Raw genomic sequence first — 26121 nt, forward strand, 5'->3', positions numbered from 1 at the left:
CTCGTTCACGGGGTCAGGGTAGGCCGGTGCCGGGGGACGGAGGGCGCGGATCGCCCGAGGGAACCCCGTGGCGAGGAGGACGCGTTCACGACCCGTCGGTGGCGCCCCGGACCGACAGCTCCGTCAGGTCGGCAGCCTCCACCGGAAGTTCCGCCAGCACCTCGAAGCCGCCGCGGGGTGTCCGGCCCGCCCGCAGGGAGCCGCCGGCGATGGCGAGGCGCTCGGTGAGGCCCTTGAGTCCGGTGCCGCTCGTGCCGCTCGTGCCGCTCGTGGCGTCGGCGTCCGGTCCGGGACCGGCGGGGGAGGGGCCGGTGCCGTTGTCCGAGACGGTCAGGCGGACGAGGTCGGGGGTGCCGTCCACGGTGATCTCGCAGCGGGTGGCGTCACTGTGGCGCAGGACGTTGGTGACGGCCTCGCGGAGAACCCAGCCGAGCAGGGCCTCGGTCTGCGGGACGAGGGGCGGCCCCGACTGCCGTACGACCGGTTCCACCCGCGCCGCCGACAGCACCGAGCGGGCTCCGTCCAGTTCCGTGGCGAGGCTGCCCTCGCGATAGCCGGTGACCGCCTCGCGGATCTCCGTGAGGGCCTGCCTGCCGACCGACTCGATGTCCGTCACCTGGACGAGTGCCGCGTCCAGGTCACGGGGGGCCAGCCGACGGGCCGCCTCCGACTTCACCACGATGACGGAGAGCGTGTGCCCGAGCAGGTCGTGCAGGTCACGGGAGAAGCGCATGCGTTCCTTCTCGACGGCCCGGCGGGCCAGCTCCTCACGCGCTTCCCGCAGATCGCGCACCGCCTCGGACAGGGAGAGGATCGCGGCTGTCACCATCGTCGACAGGAACGTGCCGTAGGCGACGTTCACCGCGTCCCAGCCCGTCCGGAACGAGGAGACCGCCGCGGCGACCGCCGTCAGACCCAGGCCGATCTTCCCGAGCCAGGGGCCGCGCAGCACCGCCCCGGTGGCCAGCCCGAGCAGCGGGAAGAAGTACAGCCAGCTGCCGCCGTACCCGAGGGCCAGCGCGCAGGTGACCAGGCCCATCAGGAGGAGCGCCGTCCGGGTGGAGCGCGACTCCCGCTTGTCCTTCACGAACGCGCGGAACGTCACGTAGATGTACAGCGAGTTGAAGACGAGCAGGCCGAGGCCGGCGATCCAGGGCTGCTCCGTCCGGTCCTGGAAGAGGTTGGAGAAGGCGCCCATCCCCAGCAGCAGCCACGGCAGCAGCGTGAACCCGGTGGGCGGCGGGCCGGGGTTCTCGGGCAGCGCGGTGCCGTTCTCGCGCGCGGCCCGCCGCTCGGCCTTGAACCGCCGCATGTCGGCCTTCCAACGGGTTCGCTCGGCCCGCCACTCGCGAACCTGGCAGCCGATGCCTTTCGTCCAGGACATGTCCCGTTCCCCGTTCAGAACGCTCTTGCGGATCGACGGTACGAGACCACAGCGTACGAACCGGGGACCGGCGGTCCGGCAGCCGGCGGCCGCGCGGTCCCGAGGGGCGGCACCCGGTTTCCCCCGACCGTCAGGACCGGCCGCTCGCGGCGACGCGCCGCCGAGGGCCTCGACCCCCGTGAAGGGCGTGGCCGGCGAAGCCCCCGCCGCCGGTGCCTCCGCCCCTCGGACCTCTGCCGCCTCGGCCCCAGCCGCTCCCGTCGCCGGTGTCCCCGCCGTCGGTGCTCCCGTCCCCCGCGCCCCCGGCGTCGGCGCTTCCGGCGTCGTCGCTGTCGTCCGTGTCGTCCCTGTCCCCGTCGTCTGTGTCATGTGTACGACGCTAGGGGCCCCGGGGACGCTCCGGCAGAGGCACTTGTCGGGGATCGGCCGGGACAAATGTCACGGCCGGGCGCCGCGCCGCGCCCTCGGCGGGCCGTCGCCCACTCGGATCTGACATGACGTCAGTAGTCTTCACAAGTAATGGACGCTGGGCTATACAAGGGTTCGCCGGACTGGAACGCGTTCTAGAACGAGCGGGTTCCCCGGCCCGGTGTCGACCTCGGTGCGGCCGACGGTGCGGACGGCCGCACCGAGGTCTTTCGCGCAGTCGAGTCAGGAGTCCCATGCCCATTGACGCCGCCAGGGCCGTCGCGGCGGAGCCGCGGACCGGAGAGATCACCTGGAGCCACAAGGACGTCCAGCTCTACCACCTGGGCCTGGGCGCGGGCGTTCCCGCCACCGACCCCGACGAGCTGCGCTACACCCTCGAATCCAGGCTGCACGTCCTGCCGAGCTTCGCCACCGTCGCGGGCGCCGGCTCGCCCGGTGTGATCAGCGGCCTGTCCATGCCGGGTGTCGACGTCGACCTCGCCCGCGTCCTGCACGGCGGTCAGACCGTCCGGCTGCACCGCCCGATCCCGGCCGAGGGCACCGCGACCGCCACCGGGCGCATCGCCGCCGTGTACGACAAGGGCAAGGCCGCCGTCCTCGTCATGCGCACCGAAGTGGCCGACGCCGAAGGGCCGTTGTGGACGAACGACGCCCAGATCTTCGTACGGGGCGAAGGCGGCTGGGGCGGCGACCGCGGCCCCGACACCCGCCTCGCGCCACCGACGGGAGCCCCGGACCGAACCGTGGAGCGCCCGATCCGCGAGGACCAGGCCCTGCTCTACCGGCTCTCCGGAGACCGGAACCCGCTGCACGCCGACCCCGAGTTCGCCAAGCTCGCCGGGTTCGACCGGCCGATCCTGCACGGGCTGTGCACGTACGGCATGACGCTCAAGGCCGTCGTCGACACCCTGCTCGGCGGCGACGTGACCCGCGTCCGCTCGTACGCCACGCGCTTCGTCGGAGTGGTCTTCCCCGGCGAGACCCTGCGCATCCGGATGTGGCGGCGTGACGGCGGGGTCCGGGTGGCGGTGAGCGCGGTCGAACGGGACGACGCGCCGGTCCTCGCCGACACCGTCGTCGAGCACTCCTGACTTTCGTACGAACCGTCCTGAGGGGAGCCGCACCATGCGCGCAGCCGTACTGAACGAGATAGGCCAGGACAAGCTCGAAGTCCTCGACGACGTCGAGGCGGTGGGCTTCGGCCCCGGCAAGGTGCGCGTCCGGGTACGGGCCACCGGGCTGTGCCACTCGGACCTGTCCGCGATGAACGGCGTGCTGCCGCAGCCCGCGCCGTTCGTGCCCGGACACGAGGGCGCCGGCGAGATCACCGAGGTCGGCGACGGCGTCACCCACGTGAAGCCGGGCGACCGGGTCGTCATCTGCTGGCTGCCCGCCTGCGGCGTCTGTCCCGCCTGCAAGCGCGGCCAGACGGAACTGTGCCTGGCCGGATTCATGAACGCGGGCACCCCCAACTTCAAGCGGCCCGGCGGTGACGTCTTCGGCTTCGCGGGCACCGGCACCTTCGCCGAGGAGGTGGTCGTCGACGCGGGCTGCGCGGTCCCCATCCCCGACGACGTGCCCTTCGACATCGCCGCCCTCATCGGCTGCGGCGTCACCACCGGACTCGGCGCGGCCCTCAACACCGCCGAGGTGGAGGCCGGTTCGTCGGTCGCGGTCATCGGCTGCGGGGGTGTCGGCATCTCGGCGATCCAGGGCGCCCGTCTCAAGGGGGCCGCCGAGATCGTCGCCGTCGACCCGGTCGCCTCGCGCCGTGAGGCGGCGCTCGGCTTCGGTGCCACGAAGGCGGTCTCGCCCGACGAACTCGCCGACGCCAAGCAGTCGGTGACCGCGGGCGAGGGCTTCGACTATGTCTTCGAGGTCGTCGGCAAGTCCGCCACCGCGCGCACCGCCTACGATCACACCCGCCGCGGCGGCACCCTGGTCGTCGTCGGAGCCGGCGCGATGGACGACTTCCTCCAGCTCAACATGTTCGAGCTGTTCTTCGACGAGAAGCGCATCCTGCCCTCCATGTACGGCGGCGGGGACGTCCTGCGGTCGTACGAGCGCACGATCGCCCTGTGGCGCGCGGGCCGCATCGACCTCGCCGGCCTGATCACCCACCGGGTGTCGCTCGCCGGGATCAACGAGGCGCTCGACCAGATGCGTTCGGGCACCGCGCTGCGGACCTGCATCGAGATCTGAGCCCGCACGCGACCGCCGAGGGGTTTCCGGGCGCGCGTGCCAGGAAGCCCCGGGCGCGATCGCCCGGCGGTTCCCGGGCGTGACCGCCGGAGCATCTCGGGGCCGGCGGGGCGAGGGCCCCGGATGTGACCGTCCCGGGCCGCGGGGGAGCCGTCGGATCCCACCGGGACTACCGCCGGGTCCCACCGGGACTACCGCCGAGGACCTCCACGACAACGGCCGAGGACCTCCACGACAACCGTTAAGGACCTTGATGTCACTGCCACTCGAAGGGCTCACCGCGATCGTCACCGGGGCGGGCCGCGGGCTCGGCCGGGCCGAGGCGCTGGAACTCGGCCGGCTGGGTGCGGCCGTCGTCGTCAACGACTACGGGCAGTCCGGAAGGGACGGTTCGGGCGAGGCCTCGGCCGGCCCGGCCGAGCGGGTCGCCGCCGAGATCCGCTCGGCGGGCGGCCGGGCGCTCGCCCACACCGGGGACGTCTCCGATCACGAACAGGCCCGCGCGCTCGTCGAGTCGGCGGTGGCCGAGTTCGGGAGACTGGACGTCCTCGTCAACAACGCGGGCATCCTGCGCGACCGGATGGTCTTCTCGATGACCGAGGACGAGTGGGACTCGGTGATCCGGGTGCACCTCAAGGGCCATTTCAACACCACCCGTTTCGCGTCCGCGCACTGGCGCACCCGCTCCAAGGCGGTCGGCGGACCCGTGTACGGGCGGATCGTGAACACCTCGTCGGAGGCGTTCCTCGCCGGTTCGGCCGGGCAGCCCAACTACGCCGCGGCGAAAGGCGGGATCGTCGGTCTGACCACCTCGACGGCCCTGGCGCTCGCCAAGTACGGCGTCACGGCGAACGTCATCTGCCCGCGCGCCCGCACCCGTATGACGGAGGACGTCTTCGCCGGGTTCGGGCAACCCGAAGGGGGCCCGGACCCGCTCGCCCCCGAACATGTCGCCCCGCTCGTCGGCTACTTGGCCTCACCCGCCGCCGCACACGTCAACGGCCAGCTCCTCGTGGTGCACGGCGGCATGGTCGCGGTCGTCGAACGGCCGCGGGTGACGGCCAAGTTCGACAGCGAGCAGGACACGTTCAGCTTCGACGAACTGGACGCGCTGCTCACGCCGTACTACGCGGACCGGCCGGGCGGCGAGACGTTCGCGGCGGCGGAGGTGCTCGGGCTCAAGCGGGACCGGGAGGGCGCTCGCCGCTGAACGGACGGCCGTCGGTGGCCTGGGGAGGGCGCGCGAGCCGGGGCAGGTGGTGCCGGAGGAACAGCTCGGCGACCAGCTCGGGCCGGCTCCGCACCCCCACCTTGTCGAAGATCTCTTTGAGATGGTCCTGAACCGTGCAGCCGGACATGTCGGGCCGCGTGGTGATCTCGCCGGTGGAGCGGCCCAGCAGCACGTGCTGGGCCACGACACGGCGGACCGGAATTCCAGGGACGCGCCGAGGAGGAGTTCGGACGCCACCCGCGCGTGGGACGTGGGGGAACCCCACACGGAGACGGCCCCGCTCGGCATGGTGCGAGCGGGGCCGTCCACCGGTTCGGCGTGTCTTCGGTCTGTCAGGCCGCCGTGCCCGGCTGGCCGGACGGCTTGCGGTGGCGGCCCCGAGGAGTCGCCTCGCCGTCGTGGCCGGAGACCGGTCCCCGGTGCTTGCCGTGGCCTTCGGACCGGGCCGCCGACGTCTCGTGGACGTCAGTGCCCGGCGCCTTCATGGTGTTGATGTCGTTCATCGAAATGTTCACCCCGTGTGTACAAGATCCTTCTTTGAGCCGGGGAATTCTAACGTGCCGTCATCGTGCGGGGCTCGGAGGGTGACGTTTCTTCACCCTCGTCGGGCGCTCCCGCGAGGTCCGCGGCGACCGCCGCTCCCGGGTCCCCGACGGGGGGAGCGGCCTGGCCGACGGTGGTGGGAACGGCCGGCTGGACCGGACCCGCGAGGGCCGGACCCGCGTGGAGCGGCCTGCGGGCGGGCGGCGCGGTACGGGGTCCGGCGTCCTCCGTGGGGCCCACGGAAGTCTCCTGGCCGACGGGAGGCCGCTGTTCCGCGGGGGTTCGGGGCGCCGCGGGCGCTCCGTGTTCCCCGGGCGCTCCGTGTCCTTCGGACCCTCCGTGTGGCTCGGGCGTTCCGTGTCCTTCGGACCCTCCGTGTGGCTCGGGCGTTCCGTGTTCCGCGGGTGTTCCGTACCCTGCCGGTGTCCGCGGTCCGCCGGGGAGTGCCGAGGCGGTTCCGGCGCCGAACCCCGGACCACTGACCGCGGGCCTCAGGGCCACCTCGCCCCTGAACTCCCCGAAGGCGTGCGCCACTTCGGCGCTCCCGTCCCGGTCACCGGCCCCGAGGCCCGTGCCGGCCAGCAGCGATCCGCCGCCCATGGTGCCGAGGTTCATGCCGGCTGGCGGCGTTTCGGCGATCTTGGTCCAGGGGTCGGGCTGGGGTGGGTGTGGTTCGCCGGTCCTGGGACGGAGGCCGGTGACGGGTGCGGGCGCCGGGAGCGGACCGGGCTGCTCGGGGGTGAGCGTGACGACGGGCGGGAGCACCGCCGCCGTACGGGGGCCGAGGTTCATGCCGGCTGGCGGCGTTTCGGCGATCTTGGTCCAGGGGTCGGGCTGGGGTGGGTGTGGTTCGCCGGTCCTGGGGCGGAGGTCGGTGACGGGTGCGGGCGCCGGGAGCGGACCGGGCTGCTCGGGGGCGATCCTGACGACGGGCGGGAGCGGTGCCGAGGCCGAGGCCGCGCCGCCGGGACTCGTGTCCGCCCGCCGCGCCTCGGCGGACGGCATCCGGGCGGTCAGGCTCGTCACGGTCGGTAGCGGCAGGGTGCCTCCGGGCCCGGGACCCGCGTCGGGGTGCGCACCAAGCTGCGGGCCCTGGTGCCGCGCCTCGCCGTGGTGCCGCGCCTGGCCGGGGCCGGGGGCGGCCTCGGGGAGCACGCCGGGGCCCGGAGCGCCCGCCGTGTTCGTTCTCAGGGTCAGGTGGACCGACGGTGTCCGGGGCGGGCCGGCCGCGGGGGCCCGGGCCGGGTCCGGCGCGGTGGCCGATCTGCTCCGGAGGGGTGCCTTCTGGAGAGGAACGGGCCGAGGCGCGGGGCGCCTCGGGGGAGCCGGATCACCCAGGTCCGGCTCCCCCGCCCCGTGGGGTGCTTCCAGTCGGACGACACCGCACGGTACGACCCCCGTCGCGTACGGCAGTTGGAGCACCCCCTCAGCGGTCCACAGTCCGGTGCCGGGCAGCCAGCCCTCGGGCGCCGGGTGATGGTGGATCCGGCGCTCGGACGGGCGCCACACACCCACCCAGGTACCGCCGGGCCCGTCGATGCGCAGAGCTACGGCGCAGGTCTCCGGGGCCAGCATCTGGCCCGGCTGGATCGCGAACGGCGTGATCGAGCAGCCCGTCGCGGTCAGACAGTCCGGGAAGCGGACGGGCAGGGTGCTGCCGAGCACGCCCCAGCCGAGCCGTTCCCGGCCGGGGGACGGCGCGTCGGACCGGATGAGGAGCAGCCCGCTGTCCGCGTCCGCGAGGAGCAGCCGGTCGTTGCTGTCCTCGGCGATCTGGAGGAGCGGCGACACCTCTCCGCCGCGCTCCAGGTCGACGACCACGGTCTTGGTGCGGCCGTCCTGGAAGCGGTCCAGCGCGAGCAGGCGTCCCGTGGCGTCCAGCCACACCCCTCCCGAGCAGTGGCCCGGCACCTCGGCCAGGTGCTCGGGGCCGAACGCGCCGCCCGCCACCAGCCACACCGCCGTGGACCCCCGGCCCACCGCGAGGGCGTACGCGTGCTCCCCGTCCGGCGCGGGCGGCAGCAGCCGCAGCCGGGTGCCGGCGTCGGGACACTCCACCGCGCCGAGCGGAAGCTCGCCGGTGCCCGGACCGGTCGGGTAGAGGAGGGAGAAGGCGTGGCGCCCGTCGGCCACACGGTGGATCAGCACCCGTCCGTCGGTCAGCGGCTGCACCTCGGCGCCGGGCTCCTCGGGCTGCGGGCCCGGCAGCGGTACGGCGTACGGCTCGGGGCCGTCCAGCGTCCAGCGCTCCGGATACAGGGACTCGCCGTCGCGGGCGAGCCGCGCCCCGTAGGCGCCGTCGGCGGTGATCACACAGACGGGGCGGGCGGGCCACCGGCCCGCGTCGTCGTACTCGCCGCCGTTCTCGCGTTCGCTCTTCACCACGGGATCCGTCGCACCGGCCGTCATCGTTCGGTCACCTCCGGCGACGAAGGTAGTTTTCGCACGCACAGACGGGGGAGCGACGGGCTGTGGCTTCACACAAAGGGGTGGCCAAGTCGGGATTCGCCTGTGGGAACGGGGGCGGATGTGCTGAACAGCGGCGGGGAGAAGGGACCGGGGGCGGCGGAACCCCCGCGCGTCCGTCGCCCGGGCCCCGGCCCCGTGGTCCGCGACCGGTCGGACAGGGACATAAGCCAGGTAGCCTTTCCCCGTGCCCCGTCTGTCTGAAGTCATCGCCGCGCTCGACGCCCTCTGGCCCCCGGAGCGGGCCGAGGGATGGGACGCGGTCGGTACTGTCTGCGGCGACCCCGACCAGGACGTCACCCGTGTCCTGTTCGCCGTCGACCCGGTCCAGGACATCGTCGACGAGGCGGTGAAACTGGACGCCGACCTGCTCGTCACCCACCACCCGCTCTATCTGCGCGGTACGACGACCGTGGCCGCCGGTACCTTCAAGGGCCGCGTCGTCCACACGCTGATCAAGAACGACATCGCGCTGCACGTCGCCCACACCAACGCCGACCGCGCCGACCCGGGAGTCAGCGACGCCCTGGCCGGAGCGCTGGACCTGCGCGTCGTACGGCCCCTCGTGCCGGACACCACCGATCCCGAGGGCCGCCGCGGCCTCGGCCGGGTCTGTGAACTCGACCACCCGCTGACCGTGCGCGAACTCGCCGCCCGGGCCGCCGAGCGGCTGCCCGCCACCGTGCAGGGCATCCGCGTCGCGGGCGACCCCGACGCGCTGGTGCGGACCGTCGCCGTCAGCGGCGGCTCCGGCGACAGCCTCTTCGACGACGTGCGTGCCGCCGGCGTGGACGCCTTCCTCACCGCGGACCTGCGGCACCACCCGGTGTCGGAGGCCGTGGCGCACGCATCCCACCGACCTCTCGCGCTGCTCGACGCGGCGCACTGGGCCACCGAGTGGCCCTGGTGCGAGCTGGCGGCAGCGCAGCTCGACAAGATCTCCGACCGGAAGGGATGGGGACTGCGCGTCCACGTCTCCCGGACGGTCACCGACCCCTGGACCGCCCACGCGGCCTCACACCCCACCACCACAGGAGCCCCCAACTGAACGCCGCGCCCGCCGACCAGATCCGACTTCTCGACGTCCAGGCCCTCGACGCCCGCCTGCAGCAGCTCGCGCACAAGCGGAGGTCGCTGCCCGAGCACGCCGAGATCGAGTCGCTGAACAAGGACCTCACGCAGCTGCGCGACCTGCTCGTCGCCGCGCAGACCGAGGAGAGCGACTGCGCCCGCGAGCAGATCAAGGCGGAGCAGGACGTCGACCAGGTGCGCCAGCGCGCCGTCCGCGACCAGAAGCGCCTCGACTCCGGCGCCGTCTCCTCGCCCCGGGACCTGGAGAACCTCCAGCGCGAGATCGTCTCCCTCGCCAAGCGCCAGGGTGACCTGGAGGACGTCGTCCTCGAGATCATGGAGCGCCGCGAGTCCGCCCAGGAGCGGGTCGCCGAGCTGACCGAGCGCGACGCCGCCGTCCAGGCGAAGATCGACGACGCGACCGGGCGCCGCGACGCCGCCTTCGAGCAGTTCGACGGCGAGGCCGCCACGGTGACCAAGGAGCGCGAGGTCATCGCCGCCTCGGTGCCCGCCGACCTCCTCAAGCTGTACAGCAAGCTGCGCGACCAGCAGGGTGGCGTCGGCGCGGCCCGCCTCTACCAGCGCCGTTGCGAGGGCTGCCGCCTGGAGCTCAACATCACCGAGGTCAACGACGTGAAGAAGGCCTCCCCCGACACCGTGCTGCGCTGCGAGAACTGCCACCGCATCCTCGTGCGCACGTCCGAGTCCGGCCTGTAGGGAGTCCGGCGCGTGCGGGAGTTCATCGTCGAGGCCGACGGGGGTTCCCGGGGCAACCCGGGGCCCGCCGGCTACGGCTCCGTGGTCATCGACGCGACCACCGGGGAGACGCTGGCGGAGCGTGCCGAGTACATCGGCGTCGCCACCAACAACGTCGCGGAGTACCGGGGCCTGGTCGCCGGTCTCGAGGCGGCCCGCGACCTCGACGCGGCGGCGCGGGTCCGGGTCCGGATGGACTCCAAGCTCGTCGTCGAGCAGATGTCCGGGCGCTGGAAGATCAAGCACCCGGACATGAAGCCCCTGGCGGCGCGGGCGGCCCGGGTCCTCCCGGCCTCCCAGGTCACCTACGAGTGGATGCCGCGCGAGCGGAACAAGCACGCGGACCGGCTGGCCAACGAGGCGATGGACGCGGGCAAGCGCGGCGAGCAGTGGTCGCCGTCGGCGTCGACGGCGGAGCCGGACGCGCGCGCGGCCCGCTCCGCGGCGCCCGAGCCGTCGGGCCCGCCCGGCGACGCCACGGCGGGCGCGGCGAAGGCCCGAGCGGCCCTGAAGGAGTCCCGCGGCGAGCCCGAGACGGCCGGCACCCCGTCCACCGGCGGCGAAGCCGCGATCCCGGCGCCCGGTGAGGGGCGCGGGGAACGGCGCGACGAGCCCGCGCCGGGCGGCACCCGGCCGACCGCGACGGCTGGCACCCCGTCCACCGGCGGCGAAGCCGCGGGAGCGGGCGTCGCAGGGACGGCGGGCGACGACCGGCGGGCCGCGAGAAACGTGGCCGCCACCCCGACCCCCACGCCCGCCGCAGGCTGGAGCGCACCCCCGGACATGGGCGCCCCCGCCACCTTCGTCCTCCTGCGGCACGGCGAGACCCCCCTGACCCCGCAGAAGCGGTTCTCGGGCAGCGGCGGCAGCGATCCGTCCCTGTCCGACGTGGGCCGGGAGCAGGCGCGACGGGTCGCCGCCGCGCTGGCGGCGCGCGGCACGGTCCAGGCGATCGTGGCCTCCCCACTGGCCCGGACCCGGGAGACCGCGGGCGTCGTCGCGGCCCGCCTCGGCCTCGAGGTCCTCGTCGAGGACGGCCTGCGCGAGACGGACTTCGGCGCCTGGGAGGGACTGACCTTCGCCGAGGTGCGCGAACGCCACCCGCAGGACCTGAACACCTGGCTCGCCTCCCCGGAGGCCGAACCGACGGGCGGCGGCGAGAGCTTCGCCGCGACCGCCCACCGCATGGCGGCCACCCGCGACAAGCTGATCGCCACCTACGCCGGCCGCACGGTCCTGCTCGTCACGCACGTCACCCCGATCAAGACCCTCGTACGCCTGGCCCTCGGCGCCCCGCCGGAGTCACTGTTCCGGATGGAACTGTCGGCGGCGTCCCTCTCGGCGGTCGCGTACTACGGGGACGGCAACGCGAGCGTCCGGCTGTTCAACGACACGTCCCACCTGCGCTGAACGGGCGGGAGACCGGCCCGGTCAGCCGCGCCGGGCGGCACGGTCGCGAAGGAGCCTGGCGCTCTTTGCGTCCGCCGGGAGGAACGCCTCCAGGTGGAGCTCGGCGAGCGTGACGTCCACCGCGGTGGCGAACGACGTGAGCGTGGTGAGCAGCCTCAACTCACCCTCCGCGCACCGCAGTCGCAGCGGGACGGCGAAGCCGGGACAGTCGGTGTCCGGCCGTCTCGGCGGCACGTACCGCTCCAACTCCTCCACCAGCGAACCGAGACGAGGATCGGGGCTGCGCGCGGACCGGGCCCGCGCTCGATGAAACTGACGTACCGCTGGGTCGTGCCCGCCCGGGAGGCGAGCTCCAGCTGGCTCACCCGGCGAGCGTGCCGCCGGCACAGCGGTTTCCGGGCGAAGGGAGGCGGCCCGGCGGCCAGGTCGGTGGAGATACCGGTCGTCATGGGACCAGTCTCGTCGTCGAGACCAACGGGCCCGACACCGTCGAGCAGTCGGTGCGCGCCACCGCGCTGTACGGCCAGATCGTGCTCCTGGTCACCGGCAACCCGCGCAGGCGTGGAATCGAGATCTCCCACGCGGCGTACGCGGGGAGCCTGGCCACGATCCGCCGGGTGTTCGTGGGCAGCCGCGCCCACTTCGCTTCCATGGACAGGGCGTTGGAACTGCACGGGACCCGTCCGGTCCTGGACCGCGTCTTCGGCTTCGACCAGGTGCGGGAGGCGTTCCGCCACTACGAGAGCGGCGCCGCCTTCGGCAAGGCGGTCATCCGCGTGGGCTGAGCGTGACCGCGCCGCGAGCCGCACGCCGTACGTTGTGGGCTTCGGCCTTGTCCGTGAGCGTGGGCCGCGAGTCACATGTCGCGAGTCGCGGGTCGGGCGTGCGGGCCGGATGTGCGGGTCGGGCGTGCGGGCCGAGGGGGGAGGTGCACCGGCGTCCGGGTCAGCGGCGCAGCGCCGACGCCTCCCGCGCCAGGGATTCCACCCGACGCCAGTCCCGCGCGGCGACCGCGTCGGCCGGGAGCATCCAACTGCCTCCCACGCAAACGACGTTGGGCAGTGCGAGGTAGTCGGACGCGGAGTCGGGTCCGATCCCCCCGGTCGGGCAGAACCGCGCCTGCGGGAGCGGTCCCGCCAGTGACTTCAGGTACGCCGTGCCGCCCGCCGCCTGCGCGGGGAAGAACTTCATCTCGCGCACCCCGCGTTCCAGCAGCGCCACCACCTCCGAGGTGGTGGACACCCCCGGCAGGAACGGCACCCCGGACGCCTTCATCGCGTCGAGCAGGACGTCCGTCCAGCCGGGGCTGACCAGGAAGCGGGCGCCGGCCGCGACCGCCTGTGCCACGTGTTCCGGGGTCAGGACCGTGCCGGCGCCCACCACGGCGTCCGGCACCTCCGCCGCGATGGCCCGGATGGCGTCGAGCGCGGCCGGGGTCCGCAGCGTCACCTCGATCGCGGGCAGGCCGCCGGCGGCCAGCGCCCGGGCCAACGGCACCGCGTCGGCGGCGTCCCCGACCACGACGACGGGAACGACGGGCGCGAGATCGAGCACGGAGGCGCGCGGAGACGGGGGCGGCGGCGAGGTCATGCCGGACATCCTGCCCGGGGTTTGCACCGTGCGCAAAGGACGTTGCGCATGCTGCAACGTGACGTGACGAGATGCGGCCGCTCGGGGAAGGCGGTCCGTGAGAAGTGGCCGGTCGAGATGGCGCGTCCGCGAGGTGCCGCCGCTCAGGGGCGGTCCGCGAGGGGTGCTTGGCCGGGGGTGCCGGGGTCGGCGAGGTGCCGCCGGTCACGGTGGCGGTCTGCGAGCGGTGCCCGGTCAGGGGCGGCGGGTCGGCGAGGTGGCGACAGTCACGGGTGCCGGGGTCGGCGAGGCGCCGCCGCTCAGGGGCGCCGGGCTCGGCGAGAGCCGCCGGTCACGGGTGGCGGTTCGTGGGGTGTGCCCGGCCAGGGGCGGCGGGTCCGCGAGGAGGTTCTGTCGGTCAGTGGATCTCGCGTACGACCACGTCGAGCGCCCACGGTCCGCCCGCCCCGCCGGGGGCCTCCGCCTCCACGGCGTACCCGAGATCGCGCAGCGCCTCCACCAGCTCCGCGGGGCTCTTCGGCGCCGCGCCCGTGGTGAGCAGACTGCGGACGATCCTGCCCTTGGTCGCCTTGTTGAAGTGGCTGACGACGGAACGCTTCTCGACCCCGTCCACCAGCTGGGCGTGCAGCACGCGGACCGTCGCCGTCCGCCCCGCCACCTCGCCCTTGGGCTTCCACGCCGACGTGTACGCCGAGGACCGCAGGTCCAGCACGAGTCCGTCGCCGGCGGCCTCGGGGAGCGCGGTCGCCATCGGCGTACGCCAGTGCGCGCCCAGCGCTCCCAGGCCGGGCAGCCTGACGCCCATCGAGCAGCGGTACGACGGGATCCGGTCGGTCACCCGCACCGCGCCCCAGAGCCCGGAGAAGACCAGCAACGAGCGGCCGGCGCGCCGCTTGGCGGGAGTGTCCAGCGAGGCCAGGTCCAGGGCGTCGTAGAGGACTCCCGTGTAGATCTCCCCGGCCGGGCGCGTACCCGCGGTCCGCAGTTCCGTGTTCTTCGCGATCTCGCCGCGCAGGCCCTCGCTCAGTCCGAGGACCTCGCGGGCCTTGTCCTCGTCGGCGGCGCACAGTTCGACCAGCTCGTCGAGGACCGCCTGGCGTGCCTCCATGAGACCGGGCAGGGACAGCGACTCCGGCTTGAGCGCGGTTCCCCGGCCGGAGGGGGCCTTCCCTTCGGACGGCGGCAGCAGCACGAGCACGGTTGGTTCTCCTCACGGTGGACAGGCCCGGCGCAAGCCTACGGGGTGCGACGGGACCGCTTTCGCCGCCCGCCGCCACCCCGGCCGCGGCCCCCGCCGGGCCGCACGGCGGGAGTACGGCGGCGACCCCGCCGGGCGTCCGCTCGGCGGGCTCATCGGAGGCCCCCGGCCTACGCTCGATCCATGCCCCGCCGTCACGTCCGTGTCACCGGTGCACCGGAGGCTCCGCTACGGGTCGCGCTCGGCGCCCTGCGGACCGAGCCGGGCGTGCCCGGGGCCTTCCCGGCCGAGGTCCTCGCGGCGGCCGGGCGGCCGCCCCGGCCGCCCTCGTAAGAGGCGACGGACGTCCCCCTCATCACCATCGACCCGCCGACGTCCGTCGACCCCGACCAGGCGATGCACCTGTCACGCCGCGAGCGGGGCGGCTACCGCGGGCGGTACGGCGGAGCCGGCCCTGGGTGAACGCCTGCGGGTCCGGCTCACCCAGGCGGACCCCGGAACGGCGAAGGTGCGGTTCGCGCCCGCCTGAGCACGGCGCCGGACCCGCACGGTCCCGCGGCCCAGTCCACCCCCGCCACATGCGCGTTCTCCGCCCCGCCCGATTTTCCGCGACCCGGCATGAAACGGCGGACGCGCGTGTTGCCGCTCGTAGCGGCGAGCACGACGAACACGGCGGTGAGGGGGAGAGGTGACCATGACCGGGCCGAGTGGGGCGACCGAGACCGTACCGCCGGGGCCGACGGAGACCGCGTCCCGCGCGGCGACCGCGCGGGAAGCAGAGCCGGGATTCGGGAAGGGCTCCCTGCAGGGATCGATACAAGGACCGGTGCGGGGTTCCGGGAGCGGGCCCGTGAGGGAACAGGCGCTCTGGACCCGGGCCACCCTCGGCCGGGACGGCCGGCCCCTGGACCTGCTGACGGCCCGTTTCGACCGGCACCGCTACGCCCCGCACGCCCACGACGAGTTCACCATCGGTGTCAACGTCGGCGGCTCGGAGATCATCGACTACCGCGGCGACCGCATCCGGACCGGACCGGGCTCCATCGTCGTACTGGCCCCCGGGGAGATGCACACCGGCGGTCCCGCCGCCTGCGAGGGCTACGCCTACCGGGCCCTGTACGCGGAGCCGTCCCTCCTCGGCGACGGCGCCGTGGGCGGCGTCCCGCACTTTCGCGAACCCCTCCTCGACGACCCCGAACTCGCCGCCGCGCTGCGCGCCGCGCACATCGAACTGAGCGCCTGCCCCGACCCGTTGGAGGCCGAGTCCCGCTTCCCGTGGCTGCTCGCCGCGCTGGCCAGGCGCCACTCCACGGCCCGCCCGGACCGCGACGAGATCCCGGGCGCCGCGCACATGGCCGACGCCGTACGGGACCGGCTGGCCGACGAACTCCAGGACCCGCCCTCGCTGGCCTCCCTCGCCGCGGAACTGGGCCTGTCCCACTACCAGCTCCTGCGCGCCTTCCGCACGGCGACGGGCATCCCGCCGTACGCCTGGCTTGCCCAGCACCGGGTGCACCGGGCCCGCCGGCTCCTGGAGTCCGGACTGCGTCCCGCCGAGGTCGCCGGACGCGTGGGCTTCGCCGACCAGGCGCACCTGACCCGCTGGTTCCGCCGGGTGCTCGGGGTGACCCCGGCCGCGTACCGCGCGAGCGTGCTCCCCCGGTCGTAGGGCACCCGGCCGCCCCTCCCGCGGCGCAACAGCGTTCAAGACTTTCCGCCGTCCGACGCCCGAGACTGCCCGTATGACTGCACGCGGCTGGTTCCTGTTCTCCCTGATGGGAGTGGTCTGGGGCATCCCCTACCTGATGATCAAAGTGGCGGTGGACGACCTGTCCCCGTCCATGGTGGTGTTCACGCGCTGTGCGCTGGGCGCCGCCCTGCTCCTGCCCTTCGCGCTCCGTCAGGGCGGCCTGGCCCGGACCGTACGGGCCCACTGGCGTCCGATGCTGGCCTTCGCGTGCATCGAGATCATGGTGCCCTGGTTCACCCTCACCGACGCCGAGCGTCACCTGTCCAGCTCGACGGCCGGTCTGCTGATCGCCGGCGTCCCGATCGTGGGGGTGCTGCTGGCCCGCTTCTTCGGCGAGACGGAACGGCTCGGCGCCCGCCGGGTGACCGGACTGGCCCTCGGACTGGCCGGCGTCGGTGTCCTCACCGTCCCGCACCTGACCGGCGGCGACGCCCGCTCCCTGGTCGAGGTCCTGCTGACGGTGATCGGCTACGCCACGGCCCCCCTGATAGCCGCCCGCCGCCTGAAGGACGTCCCGACCCTCCAGCTCATCACCCCCTGCCTGATCCTGACCGCCCTGGTCTACGCCCCCGGCGCGGCGGCCACCTGGCCCGCCACGACCCCGTCGACCGAGGTCCTGGCCGCCCTGGCCGGCCTGGGGGCCGTCTGCACGGCGCTGGCCTTCGTGGCCTTCCTGGAACTGATCAAGGAGGTCGGCCCGACCCGGTCGACGGTCATCACCTACCTCAACCCGGCGGTGGCGGTGGCGGCGGGCGCGGCCTTCCTGGACGAGCGCCTCACGGCGGGGGTCCTGGCCGCCTTCACCCTGATCCTCGCGGGCTCGGTGCTCGCCACGGCCGCGGGACCGAAGAGGGACTCGCGCCCGGTAGCATGGTCGACACGGCAGACGAGCCGGGCGGACGGCCGCGTGGAGGTTCTTGTGGACCTTCCCGAGGAACGTCCGGGCTCCACAGGGCAAGGTGGTGGCTAACGGCCACCCGGGGTGACCCGCGGGACAGTGCCACAGAAAGTAGACCGCCGAGAACTCCGGTTCCCGGTAAGGGTGAAACGGTGGTGTAAGAGACCACCAGCGCCTGAGGCGACTCAGGCGGCTAGGTAAACCCCACTTGGAGCAAGGTCAAGAGGAGCCGCCTCCTCGGAAGAGAAGGCGGCTCTGCGCGGACGTTCGAGGGCTGCCCGCCCGAGTCCGCGGGTAGACCGCACGAGGCCGGCGGCAACGCCGGTCCTAGATGGATGGCCGTCTCCCCGGCCGCCGCGAGGCGACCGGGCGACAGAACCCGGCGTACAGCCCGACTCGTCTGCCGCTCCCACCCCCGATCGTGGTGCGCCGGCACCGCGATCCGTGCTGCCCGAGGGGGCGTGAAGGGGCGCGGGGCAAGAGCGCTCGCTCGGACCGGGTGCCCTCCGAATGCCTCGCGCTTCCGTGCTGACAACAGGAACTTCGTACTTCAGGCATATTCGCCCGGCCGCTCCCTACTGTGGTTGCGGGTGTGAGGCCGAGGAACTGTCGAGCGCGCTGTGCTGCCAGGGGGACACGTGCACTCGGCGGACCGAGGACGCCTCCGTACCCATCGCACGCCGACGTCCGCCATCGCTTTTTCCTTCACGGACCTCGAACGAGGTTCTGAGGCACGCGACGACGTCGGCTCCCGGCCCCGGCCGGAACGATCGACACATAGGGGGCGGGAATGGATCTCACCAAACAGGAACGGCGCGCTCGACGCCGGTTCGGTGTCATTCCGAAGTGGTTCGAACTGCTCTGCATCTGTGCCGCCACGATCGCGGCGGGGTTCTTCGGCGGGCGGCAGACGGTCGTCCAGGCGGACAGCCCGAAGCCGGAGGTGACCGTCACCGCGACGGCGACGGTCACCGCGGCGCCCACGACCGACCCGACCGGCGAGGCCACGCCGACGCCCGACGACACCGCGCAGGTGTCGTCGGACGGGGAGGCGCCCGCCCCCGGTTCCTCCGTCTACCTCGCGGAGCGGGACGTGATCGACGGGGACGGCGACACGGCCGTCGAGCCCGTGACCATGGGCGGAACGCACTACGCGAAGAGCGTCCGGCTCTCGTGCACGAGCGCCGGCGGGAGCGCCGTCTACAGCACCAGCGGCTACGAGCGGCTGACCGCGAAGGTGGGCATCCTGGCCGACTCGCCCAACGCGATCGGATCGGTGGGTTCGGTCCAGGTCAGCAACGCGGCGGGCAATCCGATCGGCAAGCCGCTGTCCATCCGCTCCAGCGACGTCAAGGACCTCTCGGTGGACATCTCCGGGCAGGACCAGATCCGCCTCACCTGCGTGATGACCAAGCCCGGTGAGGAGACGGCGACCTACTTCTACGGCGGTCTGGGCGACGCGACGCTGTCCTGACACGGCCGTTTCACGTGCCGCGGGCCGTCGCATCCTCAGAGAGCAGGAACGTGACCGCGTGAAGGAGGGGCCATGCCCGGAAACGACGAACAGGGCGTCACCGTGAGCCAGTTGCTCTTGATCGAGTACGCGCAGGTGAAGGACGAGCAGCGGGCCCGCATCGGCTTCCGGGACAATCTCCTCTACGCGACGCTGGCCGCCGTGACCGCGGTCGTCGCCGCGACCCTGCAGAGCCCGATGCGCGCCGGCCTGCTGCTGATCCTGCCTCCGGTCTGTCTCGTCCTCGGCTGGACCTACCTGGTCAACGACGAGAAGATCTCGGCCATCGGCCGCTACGTGAGCACGGAACTGACACACCGTCTCGCGGCCGTGACACCGGAGCGGCAGGAATGCTTCGGCTGGGAGGTGGCACACCGCAGCGACGGCCGCCGCCGGTCCCGCAAGGTGCTCCAGCTCCTCGTCGACCTGCTGACCTTCTGCGGCGCCTCGCTGGCCGCGCTGACCGTCTTCTGGACAACGGGCCCGGTCTCCCCGGCACTGCTGGCGCTCTCCCTCGTCGAGTGCGCGGCCGTCGTCGTGCTGGCCGCCCAGATATCGACCTACGCGGACCTCGGCACGGGCCGGGAACCGCGCCGGACGGAGTGAGGGAACGCCCATGCACCCAGCCGCCGACGTCGTCGTCCTGACCGCACTGGGCAAGGAGTACAGCGCGGTGCGCGAGCATCTGGACGGCCCGTTCACCGAACACGTCGTCCGGGAGGCCCTGTTCGAACTCGGCTCGTTCCCCGGCCGGCACGGCACCTGGAAGGTGGTGTGCCACGAGACCGGTCCGGGCGGACTCGCCACCGCCGCCCTCCTCGAACGCGCCGTGGCGGCGTTCCGGCCCCGGCACGTCTTCTTCGTCGGTATCGCCGGAGCCCTCAAGGACGTCGAGCTGGGCGATGTCGTCGCCGCCCGCTTCATCTACGACTACGAGAGCGGGAAAGACCTGCGGGACGGCTTCCGGCCGCGGATGATCACGTACCTGTCGTCCTTCGGTCTCGTGCAGCGGGCCCAGGCGGTCGCCAGAGGGGACGCCTGGCGGGACCGCATCCGGACACCGCCGACGGACCGTGTCCCGCGGGCGCACGTGAAACCCCTGGCCGCCGGTTCCAAGGTGGTGGCCGACCAGCGCTCCGCCACGGCGCTGCTGCTGCGGGAGCACTGCGGCGACGCCGTGGCGGTGGAGATGGAGGGCCACGGATTCCTCCAGGGCGCCCACGTCAACGCGGGAGTGGGTGCCCTCGTGGTCCGCGGCATCTCCGACCGCCTCTGCGACAAGGGCGACGACAACGACCAGGTCCGGCAGCCCGCCGCCGCCCGGCACGCGGCCGCGTTCACCTTCGAGGTGCTCCACGACCTCGCCCTCCCGCCGGCCGCGGAGGAAGGGATGGGCGACCGCCTGCGGGAAATGCGGCGCCCCCGTCCGGCCACCGGGCAGGCGACGATCGGATTCGGCCCCGAACACACCGCCGTCGTCGTCGGGGGAGACGGATCGGTGGAGCGCTGGGACCTGGAATCCGGCGAGAGCCTGCCGGGCGTGCCCGGCGGAGCCGCCCTGCGCCCGGGCCACCAGGCCATCGTGTCCCCGACCCGGCACAGCGTCGCGGTCGCCCGCCCCAGGAGCCTCGACCTCGTCCACTTCGCGGGCAGGTCCGGCGAGCACCGGCGTCGATCGGTACCGCTGCGCGGCGACGAGTTCCTGGTCACCAGCGGGGGAGAGGTGCTCGCGACCCACAACGGATCACGACTGGCGCTGCGCGGCTTCGACGACGGCGCGATCCTCCGTGAGGTGCCCTGTCCGCCGGGGCCGGCGGCCTCCGCGATCAGCGCGGACGGTTCGGTGGTGGCCCTGGCGACGACGAACCGGGTCCACGTCCACCGCGTCGGCGCGCCACCCGTCGAGAAGCGGATCCGCAACCGGTGGGAGTTCCTGCGGCCGGGCTGCGCTCTGGCCGTCTCGCCGTCGGGCCGGTACGTCGCCTGCGCGACCTTCCGGGAGGCGATCGTCTGGCGGATCGCCGACGACACGGTCGTGCTCCACCGCGAGTTCAGCCCGCGGGAGAGCCGGGACGCCGCCGGGGCCCGCGGCATGCGTCTGGTGTGCGCGGACGAGGGCAGACTCCTGTGGCTGAGGCGCGGACTCCTGTCGCAGATCACGGACAGCAGGGAGGTCCGGCACCTGGAACAGCCGGGCCGCTACGACGACTTCGCCGTCCATCCCGACGGCGACCTGCTCGCGGCGGTCGGCGGCACGGACCTGGTGCGCGTGTGGGGGTGGCGCGGCTAGACGGGTCGTTCGCCCCCGCCGCGAACGGCGGGTGCCGTGCCGGGCGGGAACCCTCCGGGCCCCGGCCCGCCGCGGGCCGCGGTGCCGAGGACGCTCGGTGAGCGTCCTCGGCACCGCGGTCTGGTTCAGGACCCGCCGCGGCCCGTGCCCGCGTTCGGGGAGCCGTCGAGTCGGCTCCTGGTCACCTCGTGACCGTGAACCACGTGGCCCGGGACTTCTTCCACTCCGCGTGGGTGAGGTCCTTGGCCTCCGTGCCGTCGCCGTACAGGTCGGCGGAGCCGTCGTCGGTGATCAGCTGGGCGCGGGCGCCCGGGACGGTGAGGTCGGGGACGTCGACGATCGCCTCCCAGCCGCCGGGGTCCGAGGTCGGCAGGTCGAGGCGCTTGACCGGCGCGTGCCCGGCCACGCCGTCCCAGGAGAAGAGGGCGTACGGGTCGGAGTTGTCGTCGGCGGCCCAGGAACCGGCCACGATCAGATACTGGTCGGACGCGTTCTTGCGGATGTCACGGATCGCCAGACCGCCGAGGTCGAGCTCGATCGGTGTCCCGAACGTGGCCGCGGTGCCGCTGCCCATCACCTTGTCGAAGTTGGTGACCGGCACGACGAGCGCCTTGCCGCCGGTCACCGCGGGGGCGAGCGGCGCCCGGAAGCCGAGGTAGGCCGTCGTCGTCGAGCCCGGCGCGAACTCCAGGGCCTCCACGTTGAACCCGTCGATCTCCTTGGGTGTCCGGCCGTCCTCGGTGCCCGCCGCGAAGCCGTAGCGGTCGCCGTTCGCCTCGTCCCAGGCGACGAGGTTGTCGCGCAGCTTCCTGTACGAGCGGCCGTACGTGAGGACGGTCGAGGCGCCGGAGCCGGCCACCGTGGTGGTGAAGACCGTGTTGCGGTCCGCCTTGTACTCGCCGTCCTTGTTGTTGCCGAGCGAGCCCGTCCAGTAGATGGTGTTGCCGACGCGGGTGGCGCCCTCGATGTCGACCTCCTTGGAGGCGCCGATCTTCGAGGCGAGGTCCCAGGTCTTGACCGGCGCACCGGACGTCGAACGGTCGTACAGGCGCAGGGTGTTGGATTCGTCGTCCGCGACGACGGTGTAGCCGTCGCCCGCGTCGACGGCCGCCGAGGCGTCGCTGGAGCCCGTGAAGTACCGGCTGTCGGAGGCCGGTTGGACGGCGGCCGACGCGGCGTAGTGCAGCGTCTTGGTGGCCGTCTTCCCGTCCACGCCGGTCACCTGGACGGTGAGGTCGGTGTACCCCTTGGCGCGCGCGGCGACGACGACCTTGCGGGTGGCGCCCGTGCCGGTGACGCCGGCGTCCGTCGCCGTCGCCACCGCGGTCCTGCTGCTCTTGGTGACGGTGACGGTGAGCGCGCCGGCGTCGGCCCCGCTCTGCGCGACGGTCACGTCCACGGCCGGATCGGCGGTCGCGCCCACCGCGCCCGACAGATACGTGGCCGACAGGGAGAGGCTCGGCGTTCCGTAACTCGCCGCGTGTGCCTGGCTTCCCATGCCCATGGTCGCGAGAGTCAGTACGCCGCCGAGCATGGCGGCCGTCCTGCGGCCGGAGGGGAGAACGTAGTCCTGCACGGGGACCCTTTCGTCGGCTCGGTGTCGACGAGAAGGCTGAGCGCCGCCCACCAACTCCAGGCCGCGCGGACCCGTCCGCGGAGTGAACACTGCAGGTCGTCGCGGGCGGGCTCCGGACCGGACGGCACAGTCCCCTGCCCGGTCAGGGAGTCGCGGTCGGACCGAGCGAGCGTTCGGCGACGGACGCGAGGTGGGCGGCGAAGACCTCGCGCGCGTCCGGTGCGAGGGTGCGCAGCGCCACCATCGCGGTGATCACGACATCGCACAGTTCCGAGCGGACGTCGTCCCAGGTGTGGCTCACGCCCTTGCGCGGGTTTTGGCCGGTCGCGCCGATCACCGCCTCGGCGACCTCGCCGACCTCCTCCGACAGCTTCAGCACCCGCAGCAGCAGGCCCTCCCGGCCGTGCAGGGCCCGCTCGGCGTCCAGCCAGGCGTGGAGCCGGTCGACCGTGTCCCAGGTGTCCTCGGTGTTCTCGGCGGGCGTGAACGCGGTCGTGGACGCGGCCGGGTCCGGGGCCGGGTGCGCCACCGGACCGCCGGGGGCGGGTGTCCCTTTTCCGGGGCCGGCGTGTCCGGCCGGGCCGTCCGTGCGGTGGTCGGTCATGGGGCCAGCTTCCCCCGCCGCCGGGAGGTCGACTCCTCGCCCCCGCTTCCTTTCCCGTCCCGGAGGTCCCTGTCCCGCCCGGTCCGCCGGCGACGCGTCGCCGAGGTCCTCCGGTCCGTCCCGGGCCCGGGCCCCGGCGTCCCACACCTCGAACCCCAGGCGTCCTACTCCTCGAACAGGGGCTCCTGCTCGCCCTCCCGCGCCTTGCGCACCCGGTTGTTCCGGAGGCCCACGACGACCGCGGTGACCGCCGCCGTCGTACCGAGCGCGACCGGCACCATCCAGCCGCGGTTCACCGCGTGACCCATCAGATGGTCGAGGGACAGCCGGCCGGGACCCGTGACCGCGAGGCCGGCCGCCGCCAGGCCGAGGGACGCCGTGTACTCGTAGCCGCCGCCCTGCGCGAAGAACCCGTTCGGTACGTGCACGGCCGCCGCGCCCGCCATCGCGCCCGCAGCGGCGGCGCCGGCCGCGGGGGTGGCGAGGCCCAGCGCCAGCAGGGTGCCGCCGCCCGCCTCCGCGAGGCCGGCCGCCTTGGCGCTCGTGATCCCCGGCGAGTAGCCCATGGCCTCCATGGCCGCTCCGGTGCCCTCGATGCCGCCTCCGCCGAACCAGCCGAACAGCTTCTGCGCTCCGTGCGCGGCCAGTACGCCGCCCGTGCTCAGACGGAGCAACAGCAGTCCCAGATCACGCCGGTCGATACAGGTCACGATGACTCCCAGTGCGGACAGCGGCAACGGTTCCCTCCCTGGTGCCCACCGTCGCACCGATCGGACGGGTCCGGCGCGCCCGCGCCGCCGTTCGGGTGGCGGGGTTCCGGGTACCGGTGTGAGGCTGGCTGCCATGACGATCCAGGCAGTGAAACTGAGCGATCCGGCCGTCCGGGCCTTCGTCGCCGCGGTGAACGCCCACGACCGTGAGGCGTTCGAGGCGGTTCTGGCGCCCGGGGCCACCATGTCCGACGACGGCTCGGACCGGGACCTCGACGACTGGACCGACCGGGAGATCTTCTCCTCCCGCGGTCACATGGACGTCGACAACGAGTCCAGGGGCGGGCGTTCCCTCATCGTGCGGTACAGCAACGACACCTGGGGCGAGATGAGGACGAAGTGGAGCTTCACCGTCGACGACAGCGGCAGGATCAGCCGCTTCGAGACCGGCCAGGCGTGACCCTCCGGCACACCGTCGGGGCGTGACCGCACCGTCCGGACTCCGAGGGCTTGCCCTCGCGCGCACTCCGACTCCTAGTGTCCGCGGGCATGCGGAACATCGGGAACACGAGCCTCGGGAACCGGACCCTCGGCGACAGCGGGATCGACGTGAGCGCCCTCGGCTTCGGCTGCTGGGCCATCGGTGGCGAGTGGTCGGCGCCGGACGGACAGCCGCTCGGCTGGGGCAAGGTCGACGACGAGGAGTCGGTGCGGGCCGTCCGGCACGCCCTCGACCTCGGCGTGACCTTCTTCGACACGGCGGACGCGTACGGCGCCGGACACAGTGAACGGGTGCTCGCGCGGGCCCTGGGCAACCGGCGGGCCGACGTGGTCGTCGCCACCAAATGGGGCAACGTCTTCGACGAGGAGCGGCGGGTCGCCACCGGAAGTGACGACTCCCCGGAGTACGCCCGCCGCGCGCTCACGGCCTCGCTGCGGCGCCTGGACACCGACTGGATCGACCTCTACCAACTGCACCTCTCCGACGCCGATCCGCGAAGGGCCGCCGAACTCCGCGACACCTGCGAGGAGTTCGTACGGGAAGGGCTGATCCGGGCGTACGCGTGGAGCACCGACGACCCCGCGCGGGCGGCGGTCTTCGCGGCGGGCGAGCACTGCGCGGCGGTGCAGCACCGGCTGAACGTCCTCCAGGACGCGCCCGGACTCGTCGCCCTCTGCGAGGAGTCCGGGCTCGCCAGCGTCAACCGGAGTCCGCTGGCCATGGGACTGCTGACCGGCCGGCGAGCGGCCGGGCACACCCTCGAGGCGGGAGACATCCGCAGCGCGCCGCCCGCCTGGCTGGAGGGCTTCACCGCGGGGGGCGGCGCCGACCCGGCGTGGACCGCCCGGGTGGACGCCCTTCGGGAGATCCTCACCAGCGGCGGGCGCACCCTCGCGCAGGGCGCCCTCGCCTGGTTGTGGGCCCGCAGCCCGCGCACGGTGCCGATCCCGGGCTTCCGTTCGGTCGCCCAGGCCGAGGAGAACGCGGGCGCGATCGCGAAGGGACCGCTCACCGCCGCACAGTTGACCGAGGTCGACGGTCTGCTGGGACGGTGAGCGGTCCGGGGGCGTACGGGACACGCGTGCGGGAGGCGCGTACCGGACGTACCGAAGGGACGGGGGACGCGTACGGAGGTGCGCGACGGCGGTCGGGGCCGCTGCGGGCTCAGTAGCCCTGGGCGGAGCCGTACCGCTGCTGGGCGTACCGCTGTTGCGCGTACTGCGGCTCGTCGGACTGCTGAGGGGCGGCGCGGCCGGCGCCGCCCTGCTCGGTGAGAGTGATCAGGCCCGCCTTGATCGTCGCGAGGCGCGGCGCGCGCCGGGCGATGGACGAGTCGTGGGTGACCATGACGAACGTCAGCCCGTACTCGTGCCACAGCCCTTCGAGCAGGCCCATGATGTCGTCGCGGGTGCCCTCGTCGAGGTTGCCGGTCGGCTCGTCGGCGAGCAGCACCTTCGGCTTCTTGACCAGGGCCCGGGCGATGGCGACCCGCTGCTGCTGACCGCCGGACAGCTCGGTCGGGACGTGGGTGAGCCGTTCGCCGAGGCCGACGGAGCGGAGTGCCTCGGCGGCCCGCTCGCGCCGCTCGGCGGGCTTCACCCCGAGCGGGACGAGGGCGGTCTCGACGTTCTCCTGCGCGGTCAGCGTCGGGATGAGGTTGAACGACTGGAAGATGATGCCGATCTTCTCGGCGCGCAGCCGGGTCAGCTTGGCCTCGCTGATGGAGGCGAGGTCCACGCCGTCCAGCTCGACACTGCCGGAGGACGGCCGGTCGAGGCCACCGATCATCTGGAGCAGCGTGGACTTGCCGCCGCCGGTGGGGCCCTGGATGACGAGCTGGTCGCCGTCCTCGATGGCGAGGTCGACGCCGCGCAGCGCCTCGACGGTCTCCTTGCCCCGCGTGTAGCGCTTGGTGACGCCGGTGAGCTTGTACATGTGGTTCTCCGAGGATGAAGGGGGTGGGGCGCCGCGGCCCGGGGGAGTGACGCGGCGCCCCGG

General features: G+C 73.5%; 24 protein-coding genes, 1 other RNA gene and 3 pseudogenes. 17 read left to right on the forward strand and 11 right to left on the reverse strand.

What is annotated here, in order from left to right; translation table 11 throughout:
- Positions 1-85: 85 nt before the first annotated feature.
- Positions 86-1384: a sensor histidine kinase gene (locus tag ACFYW7_RS03590; protein ID WP_389497379.1), complete on the reverse strand. Its 1299-nt coding sequence runs from the start codon at positions 1382-1384 to the stop codon at positions 86-88.
- 662 nt (positions 1385-2046) lie between these two features.
- Here ACFYW7_RS03590 and ACFYW7_RS03595 point away from each other — a divergent pair.
- The 3 genes from ACFYW7_RS03595 to ACFYW7_RS03605 all read left to right on the forward strand — a co-directional run bounded on the left by ACFYW7_RS03595 (position 2047) and on the right by ACFYW7_RS03605 (position 5225).
- Positions 2047-2904, forward strand: coding sequence for a MaoC/PaaZ C-terminal domain-containing protein (locus ACFYW7_RS03595; RefSeq protein ID WP_389497381.1), 858 nt, complete (start codon positions 2047-2049; stop codon positions 2902-2904).
- Positions 2905-2938: 34 nt separating this feature from the next.
- On the forward strand, positions 2939-4015 hold the full coding sequence (locus tag ACFYW7_RS03600) for a Zn-dependent alcohol dehydrogenase (RefSeq protein WP_389497383.1): 1077 nt from the start codon (positions 2939-2941) through the stop codon (positions 4013-4015).
- 253 nt (positions 4016-4268) lie between these two features.
- Positions 4269-5225 carry a 3-oxoacyl-ACP reductase gene (locus ACFYW7_RS03605; protein WP_389497385.1) on the forward strand — a complete coding sequence of 319 codons (957 nt, stop codon included), beginning with the start codon at positions 4269-4271 and terminating at the stop codon, positions 5223-5225.
- Here the strand turns inward: ACFYW7_RS03605 and ACFYW7_RS03610 are convergent.
- The 3 genes and pseudogenes from ACFYW7_RS03610 to ACFYW7_RS03620 form a co-directional block, all read right to left on the reverse strand.
- Positions 5194-5430 (reverse strand): helix-turn-helix transcriptional regulator, encoded by a 237-nt coding sequence (locus ACFYW7_RS03610; protein ID WP_389497387.1) that lies wholly within the window; start codon positions 5428-5430, stop codon positions 5194-5196. The genes ACFYW7_RS03605 and ACFYW7_RS03610 overlap by 32 nt on opposite strands.
- Before the next feature lie 148 nt (positions 5431-5578).
- On the reverse strand, positions 5579-5761 hold the full coding sequence (locus ACFYW7_RS03615) for a hypothetical protein (protein ID WP_389498617.1): 183 nt from the start codon (positions 5759-5761) through the stop codon (positions 5579-5581).
- A 1279-nt stretch (positions 5762-7040) separates the two neighbouring features.
- Positions 7041-8198, reverse strand: a pseudogene (locus ACFYW7_RS03620) (hypothetical protein); the annotation flags it as partial.
- Between the two features lie 244 nt (positions 8199-8442).
- On the opposite strand from ACFYW7_RS03620, the gene ACFYW7_RS03625 reads away from it, so the two are divergent.
- The 3 genes from ACFYW7_RS03625 to ACFYW7_RS03635 are packed head-to-tail and all read left to right on the forward strand — an operon-like array spanning position 8443 to position 11492.
- On the forward strand, positions 8443-9303 hold the full coding sequence (locus ACFYW7_RS03625; RefSeq protein ID WP_389497389.1) for a Nif3-like dinuclear metal center hexameric protein: 861 nt from the start codon (positions 8443-8445) through the stop codon (positions 9301-9303).
- Positions 9300-10043 (forward strand): zinc ribbon domain-containing protein, encoded by a 744-nt coding sequence (locus tag ACFYW7_RS03630; RefSeq protein WP_389498548.1) that lies wholly within the window; start codon positions 9300-9302, stop codon positions 10041-10043. Before ACFYW7_RS03625 ends, ACFYW7_RS03630 begins: the two co-directional genes overlap by 4 nt.
- 12 nt (positions 10044-10055) lie before the next feature.
- Positions 10056-11492 carry a bifunctional RNase H/acid phosphatase gene (locus ACFYW7_RS03635; RefSeq protein ID WP_389497391.1) on the forward strand — a complete coding sequence of 479 codons (1437 nt, stop codon included), beginning with the start codon at positions 10056-10058 and terminating at the stop codon, positions 11490-11492.
- Positions 11493-11513: 21 nt separating this feature from the next.
- Here ACFYW7_RS03635 and ACFYW7_RS03640 read toward each other — a convergent pair whose 3' ends face one another.
- Entirely contained in the window at positions 11514-11726 is a 213-nt protein-coding gene (locus ACFYW7_RS03640) for a hypothetical protein (RefSeq protein ID WP_389497393.1), read from the reverse strand.
- Between the two features lie 140 nt (positions 11727-11866).
- Here ACFYW7_RS03640 and ACFYW7_RS03645 point away from each other — a divergent pair, with 140 nt between their 5' ends.
- Positions 11867-12277: a zinc-binding dehydrogenase gene (locus tag ACFYW7_RS03645; RefSeq protein WP_389497395.1), complete on the forward strand. Its 411-nt coding sequence runs from the start codon at positions 11867-11869 to the stop codon at positions 12275-12277.
- Positions 12278-12437: 160 nt separating this feature from the next.
- Here the strand turns inward: ACFYW7_RS03645 and ACFYW7_RS03650 are convergent, their stop codons facing one another.
- Positions 12438-13082, reverse strand: a complete 645-nt coding sequence (locus ACFYW7_RS03650) for a bifunctional 4-hydroxy-2-oxoglutarate aldolase/2-dehydro-3-deoxy-phosphogluconate aldolase (RefSeq protein ID WP_389497397.1) — start codon at positions 13080-13082, stop codon at positions 12438-12440.
- A 397-nt stretch (positions 13083-13479) separates the two neighbouring features.
- Positions 13480-14280: a peroxide stress protein YaaA gene (gene yaaA, locus ACFYW7_RS03655; RefSeq protein ID WP_389497399.1), complete on the reverse strand. Its 801-nt coding sequence runs from the start codon at positions 14278-14280 to the stop codon at positions 13480-13482.
- A gap of 183 nt (positions 14281-14463) precedes the next feature.
- On the opposite strand from yaaA, the pseudogene ACFYW7_RS03660 reads away from it, so the two are divergent.
- From ACFYW7_RS03660 to ACFYW7_RS03695, 8 genes and pseudogenes are all read left to right on the forward strand, one after another.
- Positions 14464-14721: pseudogene (locus ACFYW7_RS03660) on the forward strand (RNB domain-containing ribonuclease); the annotation flags it as partial.
- A 25-nt stretch (positions 14722-14746) separates the two neighbouring features.
- The gene (locus ACFYW7_RS03665; RefSeq protein WP_389498550.1) at positions 14747-14809 is read left to right on the forward strand and encodes a hypothetical protein; all 63 of its coding nucleotides are present in this window, start codon (positions 14747-14749) and stop codon (positions 14807-14809) included.
- Positions 14810-15130: 321 nt separating this feature from the next.
- Positions 15131-15949, forward strand: a complete 819-nt coding sequence (locus ACFYW7_RS03670) for an AraC family ligand binding domain-containing protein (RefSeq protein ID WP_389497401.1) — start codon at positions 15131-15133, stop codon at positions 15947-15949.
- Between the two features lie 73 nt (positions 15950-16022).
- Positions 16023-16802, forward strand: a pseudogene (locus ACFYW7_RS03675) (DMT family transporter); the annotation flags it as partial.
- A gap of 115 nt (positions 16803-16917) precedes the next feature.
- Positions 16918-17331: RNase P RNA component class A (gene rnpB / locus ACFYW7_RS03680), an RNA gene on the forward strand.
- Between the two features lie 387 nt (positions 17332-17718).
- Positions 17719-18402 (forward strand): NPCBM/NEW2 domain-containing protein, encoded by a 684-nt coding sequence (locus tag ACFYW7_RS03685; protein WP_389497403.1) that lies wholly within the window; start codon positions 17719-17721, stop codon positions 18400-18402.
- 72 nt (positions 18403-18474) lie between these two features.
- Positions 18475-19047, forward strand: a complete 573-nt coding sequence (locus tag ACFYW7_RS03690) for a hypothetical protein (protein WP_389497405.1) — start codon at positions 18475-18477, stop codon at positions 19045-19047.
- Positions 19048-19057: 10 nt separating this feature from the next.
- Positions 19058-20731, forward strand: coding sequence for a hypothetical protein (locus tag ACFYW7_RS03695; RefSeq protein ID WP_389497407.1), 1674 nt, complete (start codon positions 19058-19060; stop codon positions 20729-20731).
- A 181-nt stretch (positions 20732-20912) separates the two neighbouring features.
- Here the strand turns inward: ACFYW7_RS03695 and ACFYW7_RS03700 are convergent, their stop codons facing one another.
- The 3 genes from ACFYW7_RS03700 to ACFYW7_RS03710 form a co-directional block, all read right to left on the reverse strand.
- Positions 20913-22265, reverse strand: coding sequence for a hypothetical protein (locus tag ACFYW7_RS03700; protein WP_389498552.1), 1353 nt, complete (start codon positions 22263-22265; stop codon positions 20913-20915).
- Between the two features lie 184 nt (positions 22266-22449).
- Entirely contained in the window at positions 22450-22911 is a 462-nt protein-coding gene (locus ACFYW7_RS03705; protein WP_389497410.1) for a MazG-like family protein, read from the reverse strand.
- 164 nt (positions 22912-23075) lie between these two features.
- Positions 23076-23621 (reverse strand): DoxX family protein, encoded by a 546-nt coding sequence (locus ACFYW7_RS03710; protein WP_389497413.1) that lies wholly within the window; start codon positions 23619-23621, stop codon positions 23076-23078.
- Between the two features lie 133 nt (positions 23622-23754).
- Here ACFYW7_RS03710 and ACFYW7_RS03715 point away from each other — a divergent pair, with 133 nt between their 5' ends.
- Both ACFYW7_RS03715 and ACFYW7_RS03720 read left to right on the forward strand, forming a co-directional pair.
- The gene (locus tag ACFYW7_RS03715; protein ID WP_389497415.1) at positions 23755-24081 is read left to right on the forward strand and encodes a nuclear transport factor 2 family protein; all 327 of its coding nucleotides are present in this window, start codon (positions 23755-23757) and stop codon (positions 24079-24081) included.
- Between the two features lie 89 nt (positions 24082-24170).
- A complete protein-coding gene (locus tag ACFYW7_RS03720) occupies positions 24171-25178 on the forward strand; it encodes an aldo/keto reductase (protein ID WP_389497417.1) in 1008 nt (335 codons plus the stop codon).
- 109 nt (positions 25179-25287) lie between these two features.
- Here the strand turns inward: ACFYW7_RS03720 and ACFYW7_RS03725 are convergent, their stop codons facing one another.
- The gene (locus ACFYW7_RS03725; protein ID WP_389497419.1) at positions 25288-26058 is read right to left on the reverse strand and encodes an ABC transporter ATP-binding protein; all 771 of its coding nucleotides are present in this window, start codon (positions 26056-26058) and stop codon (positions 25288-25290) included.
- Positions 26059-26121 lie beyond the last annotated feature (63 nt).

It is taken from the genome of Streptomyces sp. NPDC002580, from assembly GCF_042889485.1.
Lineage (GTDB): Bacteria > Actinomycetota > Actinomycetes > Streptomycetales > Streptomycetaceae > Streptomyces.